The following is a 13079-nucleotide window of genomic DNA, read 5'->3' as shown; positions in this document are numbered from 1 at the left end:
TCGAAGTAAATGGTTCTCAGGAACCAATTCTTCAATCGTAACCAACTCAACAGTGACTTGCTTTTGCTCAGGCTTTTTTAACATGCAAACAATATAAAAAAGTCCTCACCAAAAGGCGAGGACTTTGTCAGCAATCTGAAATCCCGGAGCGGTTGCTCCGGGATTTTTAATTATTTATCCGCATATTCAAGCAGGGGCAAAAGCTCCCGCCGCAATCGCATATAATAGCAACTCAAGTACAGGGGAGAAGTACTGGAAGCTGCTGTTTCAATATTGCCGGCAACCATGCTGAGTTCTTCCAATCCCAGATTCACAAGACTGCCTTTTAACATATGGGCACTGGTAACCACGGTTTCAAACTCACCTTCATCAATGGCTTCATCAAGGCTGTCCATGGTATCCCTCAGATGGACGGAAGTATCTTTCAAAAAACTGCCCATCTGTTCAGCAGGGACACCGGCTATCTCGCGCAGATGTTTTTCAACGATCTCAATGAGTTCAGATTCCATGAAGCCTCCAAGCAATAATTCCGCAAGGACGGATAATCCCGCCCTTGCGCTACACATTACTCTTCACTTCGCAATTCTTCAACCAGATTAAGAAGTTCCTCAACCTCGGCTGAAAGCGAGCGGGTTCCTTCTGCGGCCATCTGACTGTTATGCGCGTTCTCTTCGGTCATGGAATCAATCTCACCGACACTGCGGTTGATTTCATCCGAGGTTGCGGACTGCTCTTCAGCGGCAGTTGCGATCGAACGCACCTGATCAGCGGAGCTACCGGCCAGTTCGACAATTTCATCCAGCATTTCACCGGAGGAGCGCGACAACTCAGTGGCTTTTTCCACAGCATCCACAGTGGAATCCATACCCTTGACGTTTTCACGGGTCAGCTTCTGAATGGAGCCGATACTCTGGTCAACTTCCTCGGTGGCACCGATGGTCTTTTCAGCAAGCTTGCGGACCTCATCAGCGACCACAGCGAATCCGCGTCCGGCATCTCCGGCACGGGCTGCCTCAATGGCCGCATTCAGGGCCAGCAGGTTGGTCTGGTCAGCAATATCATTGATCACGCCCAGCACATTACCGATATCCACAGCCTGCGCATCCAAATGCTCCATGGATTCCTTCAGGTTGGCAGTACGTTCCTGAATATTGCCCATGGCAACAATCACATCCTGCACCAGCCTTGCCCCCTCGCGGGCCTTATCCATGGACTGCGCGGAGCTTTCATTGGTCTCAGTGGCATTCTTGGCAACTTCAAGAACAGTCACGTTCATTTCTTCCATGGCGGTAGCGGTTTCAGTTACACGCTGCTTCTGGAATTCACTTCCGCGCTGGATTTCCTCGGCATTGCTGGAAACCTCGGCAGTAATGCTTGATACACGCTCAACCACTTCCTGCAGCCTCTCGGCGGCGGCAAGCATGCCTTCCTTCTTGGCACCTTCGGCCCTGATCTGGGCTTCGCGAGCCTCTGCGGCAGCATCTTCAGCAATACGGGCCTGTTCCTGTGCCTCGACTTCCTTGGCCTTGATGCTTTCAAGGTTAGCGGACAGGGTTCCGACCATGGTATTCAAAGCTTCCTGCAAAGTGCTAATTTCATTGCGCCCGTCAGGATTAAGGGAAACATCAAGATTACCTTCGGCAACCTCGGTAGCGGCCTCGGTGGATTCAACAAGAGGATTAACAATGGAACGAATCAGATAAATGGACAGCGGAAGTACGATCAGCAGCAGGACAGCACCGGCCCCAAGAACAATCTTCATGGTAAAGCCGTTGGCACTTTCACGCATGGCATCGCCCATCTTCCCGGTTTCCACTTCAATATTATCGATATAAACACCCGTACCGATCCACATGTCTGTTCCGGGAATCATCATGGCGTAACTGATCTTGGGTTGAACCCCGGCTCCGGGCTTTTCAAAGAAGTACTTCACATACCCGCCGCCGGAATGGGCAACCTTGTCAAGTTCCCGGATTAAGAGCAGACCGTTCTTATCCTTAAGTCCGCCAAGATCCTTGCCCTGCAAGGACTTCTTGGGCGGCATGACCATATTCACAGTTCCCTTGTATACAAAGAAATATCCGGAACCGTCCTTTTCAAAACGGACAGGATCAAGGGCTTCACGAATGAATTGGAGCCGCTCTTCAGGGTCCTTGAAATGCTTGATTTCTTCACCAATGGATAAGGCCATGCTCCGGGTCGCGACCTTGACCTTATCTTTCTGGTCCTGAAACATTATTTCTTCAGTACTGCTGACCCCGTAAGCAGTGATGTCCCGGATTGCACCCATAAAGAACGCACCGGTTACAACCAAAAAAATTACCATCAAAGCCAACAGCAGGAAAAAACGTGCGCCTATCGATAGATTCTTCAACATAGGCCCTCCCCTTGTTTGCGGATTTGGAAACAATATTTCCAGCCTTAGTTAATTTATACATCTTTGGTGGAGAAATTCAAAGTTTTTAGCGTTATTTTTATAAAAAAATAACACAAACAAAAACATTCATCGCTGTATTTTTCATACAAATGAATGTATCTCCTTTAATAAATATAAGCATTACCCTTCAAAACACCAGCAATAAAAAAGGCCGAAGACTTGCGTCTCCGGCCTTTTAAAGCATATTTTGCTATTACTAGATCACGTAATCAATTGCGTGACGGGAAGAGACCACCTGCTTGATGAATGCAACGCATTCCTGATGCAGGGGATGAACAGCATAAGCCTGCAGATCTTCCTTGCTGTCGAATTCAGAATAAAGCACGAGGCTGCATCCTTCAGGGGCTTCAAATACATCCAGACTGATTTCAACATGGTTGAGTTCGTCAATTTTGCCATTCAGGGCTTCGATCATTTCTTTAATCTTAAGCCCGTTCTCTGCCGCAGTTCCGCCGGCGGCTTCCTCTTTAAGGGTCCACCATACAATATGTTTAATCATTTTTCCTCCGTTCCGTAGTGCATATGAAGAACAGGACAATGGATTCGATATTTGGAGAGAGCATTAGAGCCTATTTTAGCAGGCTCCACAAGCACTAAAAATTCAGACTGTTCAAAATAATTTTTCAACAGTCTGCTAACTTCTGAGTTCTTCAACAAGTGCTACCAGCGCATCAACTTCACGGGAGAGCTCAGTTGCTGCCTCAGCGGCACGCATGCTGTTACGGGTATTTTCCTCGGTCATGGAATCAATTTCGGAGATGCTGCGGTTGATCTCATCAGAGGTGGCGGACTGCTCTTCCGCTGCGGTGGCAATAGACTGCACCTGCCCGGCTGCGTTCGCGGCCAGAGTCACGATCTCAGCCAGAACCTCACCTGAAGCACGGGAATGCTCAGTAGCTCCGCCAATAGATTCCACGGCGTTGTGCATACCTTCGATATTCTGTTTGGCCAGCCCCTGGATGGAGGAGATGGATTTATCAACTTCATCGGTAGCCCCGATGGTCTTTTCAGCAAGCTTGCGGACTTCGTCAGCTACAACCGCGAATCCACGTCCGGCTTCACCGGCACGGGCTGCCTCGATAGCTGCGTTCAAGGCCAGCAGGTTAGTCTGGTCAGCAATATCATTAATCACGCCCATGACATTACCGATCTCAATGGACTGGGTATTGAGCTGATCCATAAGCCTTTCAAGTTCATTAGTCTGGTCCTGAATACCGACCATGGACTCGATTGTCCCCTGTACTACACCCTGCCCTTCGGAGGCTTTATCTCGGGTCTGCTCAGTGTCTTCATTGGTTTCAGTTGCATTGCGCGCAACTTCCAGAACAGTGGCGTTCATCTCTTCCATGGCGGTTGCGGTCTCAGTGATACGCTGCTTCTGGAATTCACTGCCGTTCATGATTTCATTGGTGGAACTTTCTACATCGCGGGAAATCTTAACGATATTATTGAGCACGGTTTCAAGCTTGTTTGCGGCAGCAAGCATACCTTCGCGCTTGGCACCTTCAGCTTCTTTGCGGGCTTCTTCAGCCTCGGCAGCCATTTTCTGGGCCACACGGGCCTGCTCTGCGGATTCAGCTTCCTTGCGCTTGATGTCGGTCAGGTTCTCATCAAGGGTGGTGGTCATGGTGTTAATTGCCCGCTGCAGGGTGGAAATCTCACTGCGTCCGGTGGGATTGAGGGTAATTTTCAGATCACCTTCTGAAACGTTCACTGCAGCATCTGTTGCATCCTTAACTGGCCCAACGATGGAACGGACAATAACAATGCAAAGCGGGGTAAGTGCAAAAAGAAGCAGTGCCAGCATGATTAGCACAATCTTGGTTGTATCAGCTACAACGGCGTCATCAATAACGGTTCTGACACGCAGTTTTTCCGCTTCAATATTATCGATATAGACCCCGGTACCGATCCACATGTCAGTGCCGGGAATCATGGTCGCGTAAGCAAGTTTGGGCTGAAGTCCTTTGCCCGGCTTATCAAAAATATATTCTACAAACCCGCCCTGTCTGGCAGCACTGGAAAGATCCTTTACAAAGTAAACACCGTTTTTATCCTTTGCTCCGCTGAGATCCTTACCCTGCAAAGACTTCTTAGGCGGCAGGGCAACAACAGTGGTTCCTTTATATACAAAAAAATAACCGGATTTATCATTTTCAAACCTGAAGCCATCAATGGATTTACGTATGAAATCAACTTTAGCTTCTTCACCATCAACATTCCTGAGCTGTGCACCCAGAGATTCTGCCGCAGCGCGGGTGGCAACCTCAATCTTATCCTTCTGCCCTTTCAGCATAACGCTTTCAATTTCAGTAAGGCCTATATTTTCAACCTGACGAATCTCAGTCAGGAACATGGCCCCGCAGATAATCAAAAAAACCAGAACTGAAGCGAGCAGCAGAACAAAACGCCCGCCAATAGACAAATTTTTTAACATTTCTCTCTCCAAAACTTCATAACAATCTATAAAAATTAAACAAAAAGGACACGCCAGTGCGACAAAAGGTACATTTCTCACAACTTAATTGTCACAGTACATATTTATCGGAAACAAAACAATAAAAGTTAATGCTCATACCGTTATCAAAATCAATTATAAAACATGCACTCATGAATGTTTAACACAATAGACACAAAAAAGGCTTTTCCATCGGGCGAGCGAATGGAAAAGCCTTAAGTGCGCGGCCTGTAACCGGTGTTTTCAGTTGCGAGGTGAAGGTACCGGGTTTGGAGGCATTATTACATGCCGCAGCTTAAACCACTGTCCGCGACCGGCAAACATAGTCGCGGACAGTGAGCGTGTGTCATGTTTATTTTCTGCGGTCAGCCATGTATTCAGCGATGTGCTTAACTTCAAGGTCGAAACCTTTACGTTTTGCACCGCCGCGAATCTGCATTACGCAACCGGGGCAGTCGGTGAGAAGCACCTTGGCACCGGATTCTTTAGCGTTGTTGAGCTTTTTCTCCAGAAGCTGTTCGGAGATTTTGGGGAACTTCACAGAGTAGGTTCCGCCGAATCCGCAACAGACTTCTTCTTCAGCACTTTCCTTGTAATCAAGTCCTGCTTTTTCCATCAGGGCGCGGGGAGCTTCTTTCACGTCCAGACCACGGCAGAGGTGGCAGGGAGCGTGGTAGGTTACCGCGTCACCGGCGGAATCAAGGAAGTCTTCTTTTTCAACGCCGAGCACATCATTCATGAAAGAGCTGTAGTCGATGACCTTATCGGCGAATGCCTTCACACGCATAGCGTACTTGGGATCCTGTCCGAGCATCTTCACGTAGTTGTGCTTCAGGTGGGAAGCGCAGGAAGCACACATGGTGATGATATAATCGCAATCCACACCTTCGTATGCTCTCATGTTCTGAAGAGCCACTTCTTTAGCACCGTCCACTTCGCCCATCATCTGCAGGGGCAGACCACAGCAGGACTGATCCATGGGGTATTCCATGTCGATGCCTTTGTTCTTCATGGACTCAACGGTGGCTACGGACTGTTCGGGATATACGAAGTCCTGTACACAACCGGAGAACATGGCAACTTTGTACTTGGTTTCCGCAGGCTTGGCCGGCTTGACCTTGGCCCACATGTCACGGAACGGAACTTCAGCCACTGTGGGCAGTGCGCGAAAGTCGTGATCCGGGGCAAACATCATGGGCAGGTGACGCAGGAAGCCGTCTTTAGCTTTCACAGGCTTCTGGGCAGTCTTGGCGATGCGCAGGAACTTGTGGAAAAGCTTGCGGTTCTTCATCATTTTCGCGAGGAAGGAGGAGTACATGGGATGTCCTTCTTCTTCCAGAATGCGGGCCTGAATGTCTTTGATCAGGCCGGGCAGGTCGATTCCGCCTGCGCAGATTTCCTTACATGCTCCACAGTTAATGCAGTTTTGAACAAGGTTCTTGGCCTTGTCGGTACCGTGGTAGAAGTAGGTAAGGATGAGGCCGATAGCCCCGATATAGATATGGCCCATCTTGTGGCCGCCGACCATACGGTAGACAGGACAAACGTTGGCGCAAGCGCCACAGCGTACGCAGCGGTGAACCTGAGAGAACACCGGGTCCTTTGCGAGAGCGCGTCTTCCATTGTCCAAAAACACGAAGTGCACTTTCTTCCTGTCATCCTCAGCCGCAGCACACTCGTTGGACCCGGTGATCCAGGTAACATAAGAGGTGATGGCCTGCCCGGTTGCGTTACGGGGCAGAGCCTTGATCACACGCAGAGCGTCATGAAGTTTGGGGGTCAGTTTATCAAGACCCATGAGAGCTACATGAACTCTGGGCAGGGTGGTAGCCAGACGGGCGTTACCTTCGTTGGTAACCAGACCGATGGAACCGGTTTCAGCGATAGCAAAGTTACCGCCGGAAATACCCATGTCGGCATCAACAAATGCCTGACGAAGCTCGCGACGTGCAACCTTAACCAGAGCCTGAACGTCATCGCCCTGCTTCTGGCCGGTCACTTCGGAGAAAAGATCGCTGACCTGATGGCGGGAAAGATGAATCGCAGGCATAACCATGTGCGAAGGACCTTCCTTACGCATCTGGATGATCCACTCACCAAGGTCGGTTTCAACAACCTTAAGGTTGAGATCATCTTCAAGGTGATGGTTGAGCAGGGTCTCTTCCGCAGTCATGGACTTGGATTTAACAATGGTCTTACAATTTTCTTCCACAGCGATGCGGCCGATGATTTCATTGGCTTCTTTTGCATCCTTTGCAAGATGAACCACTGCGCCGCGTTTTTCGGCTTCTTCCTTGAACTTGGCGAAAAGCTCATCCAGTCTCTGGGCGGAAGCGTCTTTGGCATCTGCAATTTCAGCGATGAGCGCTTTTTCGTCCATGTCTTTGAACGCATTGGCACGGCTGCCGCGGTAGGCAACAGCGAAGTTGTCCATTGCTGTTCTCAAAAAATCATTATCAAGGGATTCCCTGATCTCTTTTCTGTATTCTTTAAGATTCTTAGCGTCCTGCATGATTAGTCCTCCAGAAGAAGAATATGAAGTTCAAGGGGACCGTGTACGCCGATGGCGAGAACGCGCTCGATGTCGGCAGTACGGCTGGCACCGGTGATGAATGCAGTGTAGTTGCCTTCCATCATGTTGCCTTCCATCCATGATTCGAGATCATAGGAGTTATCCACGAGCTTGGACTTGGGCAGAACTGCCACGTGGAATTCACTGATCATGGTGGCCAGTCTTAATTCTTCTCCGGGACAGTTGAGAACGATAGTACCGGTCTCGGCAATGCCGTGGTCGGCATAGGTAAAAGCGATATCAATGCCGCCGAGATGGTTGCGGACGCTATCTTTGATCATGGTAAAACCGTTTTCTTCACACTGTTTTTCCAGTGCGGTTGCTTCCTTCTTTGCAAGGGCGGGAGCAACGATGGTTTTACCGGTCTTGGTTGCACAGAGTTTCTCAGCATCGCTGGAAAGGTTTTGTTCACAACCGGAAATGAGCATTTTACAGGCGTCTTTTTTTCCGCAGAGATCCATTGTGTACGCATAAGCTTCATCCAGAGAAGAAATCTCTGTCACTACAGCGGACACAAGCTCAGCTTTATCGGTAAAAAGCTTTACACTTTCAGATTTAGCTGTCATTTTTCCCCCAAATACGATGGACGATGTTATTAAAACATCTTCCGTTAATATTTCCGTTTTGCCACCATCCCTTCCACAAGATGGGGGCACAGCCTCTTCCACAGGCTGCTACGGACCGTTTCCTTCAGGCAGTGCTTCTTAAGTTGCAATAATCGCAATAAAAAGTTGCCTGTCCATTTCTTTTACCGGGGTGAAGTCTTCCACACTTCACCCCGGTTTTTTCAATATATACTTTCTACAGTCCGAGAACTGCTACAGTATCGTTTGCGATTTCGAGTTCTTCGTTAGTGGCGATGATAGCTACTTTCACAGCACTGTCGTCATCACTGATAAAGGAGGGAGTGCGATCCCAGTTCCAGTTCTTGTCGTTGTTTACGGAGATTCCGAAAGACTCAAGACCGGAAAGAGTGCGTGCGCGGTATTCGGGATCGTTTTCACCGATACCTGCGGTGAAGACGATGCAGTCAACCTTGCCCAGCTCAAAGCAGTAGGAACCGATGAACTGGCGCACTTTGTGGCAGGCCATGTCCAGAGCGAGTTCAGCCTGCTTGTCGCCTTCTTCGATGCGGGCATGGATGTCGCGCAGGTCGTTGGATCCGCAGATTCCTTTAAGGCCGGAATCGTTGGTCAGGACTTTTTCAACACCTGCTACGTCGGTGCCCAGCTTCTCAGCCAGAACGCCTACGATTGCGGGGTCGATATCACCGCAGCGGGTACCCATGATGATACCGGCCAGAGGGGTCATACCCATGGAGGTGTCGTAGCACTTGCCGTTCTTAACTGCTGCGAGGGAACCGCCGTTACCGAGGTGAACGGTAACGATGTTGCACTCTTCAAGAGGCTTGCCGAGCAGTTTTGCGGTTTCGCGGGCAACAAACTTGTGGGAAGTGCCGTGGAAACCGTAACGGCGGATACCGAACTTTTCATACATTTCGTAAGGAATACCGTAGGTGAAAACCTTGGGTTCCATGGTCTGGTGGAAAGCGGTATCAAAAACTGCAACCTGACGAACGCCGGGGAAAAGTTCCATGGCGGTTTCGATTCCGGTAAGGTTACCGGGGTTGTGCAGGGGTGCCAGAGGAATGTTGGCCTTGATGCCTTCGATGACTTTTGCGTCAACTTCAGCAGGCTCGGTGAAAGTTTCACCGCCGTGAACTACACGGTGACCGATGGCTGCGATTTCAGCCTTGTCTTTTACAACACCCTTGTCAGCGTCGGTGAGGATGTTGATAACCTCGACCATTGCTTCTTTGTGGGTGGGGAAAGGTTTTTCAAAAACTTCCTTTCCGTCGGTCTTGTAGGTCATGGTGCCCATGTCCTCGCCGATACGTTCCACAATACCGGAAGCGAGGTCATCTTTGCTGGTCATATCGAGAAGCTGGTATTTAAGAGAAGAGCTACCAGCGTTAATTACTAAGATTTTCATTTAGATCTGTCCTTTTTCGGCTGCTGCCTGAATTGCAGTGATTGCGACGGTGTTAACAATATCCGGTACGGTACAACCTCTGGAGAGGTCGTTTACAGGCTTGTTCAGACCCTGAAGTACGGGGCCGATTGCCACGGACTGCTCAGCGGAACGCTGTACAGCCTTGTAAGTGTTGTTACCGGTGTTCAGGTCGGGGAAGATAAATACGGTGGCTTTACCGGCTACCTCACTGTCGGGCAGCTTGGTTTTAGCTACGGAAGGATCGATAGCCGCATCATACTGGATGGGACCTTCGAGTTTCAGTTCAGGATTGCGTTCCTTGGCAATCTTGACCGCTTCCTTGACTTTCTCAACGTCAGCACCCTTACCGGACTGGCCGGTGGAGTAAGACATCATGGCCACACGGGGTTCAACACCGAAAATCTTCGCGGTCTGGGCGGAGTTCAATGCGATCTCGGCCAGCTGTTCCGCGTTGGGGTTCGGGTTTACTGCGCAGTCACCGAAGACAAGAACTTTATCTTTCAGGCACATCAGGAAGACACTGGATACGATGGAAGCATCAGGCTTGGTCTTGATGAACTCAAAAGCGGGACGGATGGTCTGGGCGGTGGTGGTTACAGAACCGGAAACCATACCGTCGGCATCACCCTTCTGCACCATCATGGATGCGAAGTAAGTGGGATCGAGCATACGGTCGCGGGCATCGGACATACGGATGCCTTTGTGTTCGCGAAGCTTGAAGTAGGTTTCGCAGTAGTCGTCGAACTGGGGTGCGGATTCGGGATCGAGGATACGCACGCCGTCCATTTCAAGACCGAGCTGGGAAATCTTACCGGCGATCTCCTCGGCCTTACCGAGCAGAACGATATCAGCAACACCGCGACGGGTCAGCATATCAGCAGCGCGCAGAACACGCTCACCGGTGCCTTCGGGCAGAACGATGGTCTGCTTGTTGGCTTTGGCTTTCTGGACCAGCTTGTACTCAAACATTTTGGGAGTAACCTTGCTGGACTTGCTGGTAACCAGACGGTGTCTCAGTTCGTCGGCGTTGACGCTTGCTTCGAAAGTACCGAGAGCAGAAGCAGTCTTGCGCTGATCTTCAGGATCGATTCTGCCGTACAGTTCACTCAGCAGCTGGGTGGTACGGTAGGTGTTGGTGGATACGGAAAGGATGGGAGTGGGAACACCGGTCCAACCTTCGATGAGACGGTGAACACTCGCGCTGGGCTGCAGTCCGCCGGTCAGCAGAATACCGGAAATATCCGGAAAAGAACTGGAGAGACGGGAAGCCAGTGAGCTCAAAATGATATCAGAGCGGTCACCGGGGGTGATGATCAGGCTGCCGTCTTCAATGTATTCAAGAAAGTTGCCGATACGCATAGCCGCGATAACGTAGTCATCTACGAGGGTATCGAGTCTTCCGTGGCCGTAGAGAACAGAACCGTCCAGCCATTTGCGAACGTCGTTCATGCTGGGGTTGCCCAGACTTTCATTTTCATCAATACCGTAAACGAGAAGTTCCTGAGTACATCTGGTCTTGCATTTAATGCTGGACAGGATTTCAGTTTTTTCCTCGTCGGTAGCGGTCAGCCTGTTGATGATAGCGGCGACGGTGTCTACGCCTTTGTCTTCGAGTGCATCGATTACGAGCTGGGTGGATGCGATAATGTCGTCAGCACTCTTCCCTCTTCCGTTTGCAACGAGAAGTACGGGACAGCTGAGGTTGGCGGCAATTTCCGCGTTGATGTCGAACTCGAAGTTCTGGTCTTTACCCTGAAAGTCGGTTCCTTCGCAAAGCACGAAATCATACTTCTCTTCAAGTTCACTGTACTTGTTGAGAATGTTTTCCAGCAGCAGGGAATGCTTGCCGCTGTTAATGAGTTCCCTTGCTTCCTTCAGAGTGTAGGCATAGGTATCTTCATAGCTGATATCCAGATTGAAGTGCTTCATGATCAGATTGATATCGTGATCACGATCACCGGACTGGCTATCATTGATGATGGGCCTGAAGATAGCGACATGCTGTAGATCTCTCAGCAGCAGTTGCATCACGCCGAGAGCAATGGCAGATTTTCCGCTCTTCTCTTCAGTGGCAGTGATGTAAAGGTTTTTAGACACTGGGATTATCTCCTGTGTAAAAGCGCAGACAGCTGGAACCTTCAGAGCCGCATTTGAAGAGTCCGCGCGATTTCAATAGTTCATCTTGGGCCGGATCAGACTAAAATGATCCTACAAACCCGGAAAATTGCTTCCAGCCAATCCCTATTGGAACGTTTTTTAGTGAAGTAGTCCAGAATGAAATCATTCTGGACTACTTTCGTATACTACTAGAGGGAATCGGCGTAGATTTCGAGAACGTGTTTTACCTCTACTCCACCACCGGTCTGGGAAAGCATGTCACCGAGCTGCATCATGCAGGCGGGACAACCGGTAGCCGCGATATCGGCACCTGCGTCGCGGACATTGCCCGCTTTACGCTCACCGATGCTCTTGGAGAGGTCGTAATGGTAAAGGTTGAAAGAACCACCGCAGCCGCAGCAACGGTTGGCTTCGTTCATTTCCTTGAATTCCACGTTATCGCTCAGTTTCAGCAAGGTACGGGGCTGTGCAGCAACACCAAGGGATTTAGAGAGGTGACAGGGGTCGTGGTAGGTAACGACCTTTCCGCCCTTCTTGGGTTCTGCAGGAGCCTTAACGCCCACGATGTCAACGAGGAATGCGTTAATATCCATAGTCTTGGCTGCAAGATCCTTAACTTTTTCAACAAAAACAGGATCTTCATTATCAATCATTTTAGGCCAGGTCTCATGAAGTGTGGCTGTGCAGGTAGCACAGGGAGTCACCAGATAATCAAAGGTTCCGTTTTCGAAAGCCTTGATATTCTGCTTCATAAGAGAAACCATGGTATCCTGGTCACCGGAAGCCAGTGTGGGGATACCGCAGCAGGCCTGTCCCTTGGGCAGGAAGATTCCCACACCGTGGTGCTCAAGAATCTTGATTGCCGCATGGCCGACGTTGGGGAACATTTTGTCCACAACACAGCCGGGGTAGAACGCTACTTTCAGGCCGGACTTGCCGCGGGGGGTATCCAGCTGCGGATAATCCTTGCGAAAAGGCTTTTTAGCCAGAGGCATGAAGTGACGTTCGCCGAGGAGCGGGTTCAGCATGGCACAGCTTGCAGCACCGGAGGCCTGGTCGGCGATCTTTGCAAACGGACCCTGAAACTTCGCACTCATCTCGGTCAGAGTGTTGAACAGTTTGGGACGGGTAAGCAGTCCCTTGAAGATCATCTTCTTGGTCGCGGAAAGACCCTTGAACTGGGTAACAATCACGCGGGCTTTCATGAAGATATCCATGATCTTTACGCCGGAAGGACAGTTTGCTGCACAGGAACCGCAAAGCAGACATCTGTTCAGCTTGTCGTTAACCTGATCGGCGTCCTTAACCATCTCATGAGCCAGCTTTTCGAGCAGAGCGATCTTGCCGCGGGTTACGTCGGCTTCCTGCATGGTCTCGGCGAAGACAGGACATACTGCCTGACACATACCGCACTTCATGCAGGCGACCATCTGGTCGTCCAGCTCCATGAGGTTTTGTGCTAATTGCTTGAGATCTTCCAT

Annotated in this window: 9 protein-coding genes; all 9 read right to left on the bottom strand. The window is 50.1% G+C overall.

Going from position 1 to position 13079, the window contains the following annotated elements; genetic code table 11:
- Window positions 1-170 precede the first annotated feature (170 nt).
- Window positions 171-509 (bottom strand): Hpt domain-containing protein, encoded by a 339-nt coding sequence (locus FMR86_RS10170; protein ID WP_163351043.1) that lies wholly within the window; start codon window positions 507-509, stop codon window positions 171-173.
- A gap of 56 nt (window positions 510-565) precedes the next feature.
- Complete coding sequence (locus tag FMR86_RS10165) at window positions 566-2377, bottom strand: methyl-accepting chemotaxis protein (protein ID WP_163351041.1); 1812 nt, start codon at window positions 2375-2377, stop codon at window positions 566-568.
- Between the two features lie 256 nt (window positions 2378-2633).
- Window positions 2634-2936: a Dabb family protein gene (locus tag FMR86_RS10160; protein WP_163351039.1), complete on the bottom strand. Its 303-nt coding sequence runs from the start codon at window positions 2934-2936 to the stop codon at window positions 2634-2636.
- A 135-nt stretch (window positions 2937-3071) separates the two neighbouring features.
- The gene (locus FMR86_RS10155) at window positions 3072-4874 is read right to left on the bottom strand and encodes a methyl-accepting chemotaxis protein (protein ID WP_163351037.1); all 1803 of its coding nucleotides are present in this window, start codon (window positions 4872-4874) and stop codon (window positions 3072-3074) included.
- 373 nt (window positions 4875-5247) lie between these two features.
- Window positions 5248-7407, bottom strand: a complete 2160-nt coding sequence (ldhH, locus tag FMR86_RS10150) for an L-lactate dehydrogenase (quinone) large subunit LdhH (protein ID WP_163351035.1) — start codon at window positions 7405-7407, stop codon at window positions 5248-5250.
- A 2-nt stretch (window positions 7408-7409) separates the two neighbouring features.
- Entirely contained in the window at window positions 7410-8033 is a 624-nt protein-coding gene (locus FMR86_RS10145; RefSeq protein WP_163351033.1) for a lactate utilization protein, read from the bottom strand.
- 235 nt (window positions 8034-8268) lie between these two features.
- A complete protein-coding gene (locus FMR86_RS10140; protein WP_163351031.1) occupies window positions 8269-9459 on the bottom strand; it encodes an acetate kinase in 1191 nt (396 codons plus the stop codon).
- Window positions 9460-11577, bottom strand: a complete 2118-nt coding sequence (gene pta / locus FMR86_RS10135) for a phosphate acetyltransferase (protein ID WP_163351029.1) — start codon at window positions 11575-11577, stop codon at window positions 9460-9462.
- 209 nt (window positions 11578-11786) lie between these two features.
- A complete protein-coding gene (locus FMR86_RS10130; RefSeq protein WP_163351027.1) occupies window positions 11787-13079 on the bottom strand; it encodes a (Fe-S)-binding protein in 1293 nt (430 codons plus the stop codon).

This window comes from Desulfovibrio sp. JC010 (assembly GCF_010470675.1).
In the GTDB taxonomy this organism is placed as follows: domain Bacteria; phylum Desulfobacterota; class Desulfovibrionia; order Desulfovibrionales; family Desulfovibrionaceae; genus Maridesulfovibrio.
This window is presented reverse-complemented; position numbering and strand designations above follow the sequence as displayed.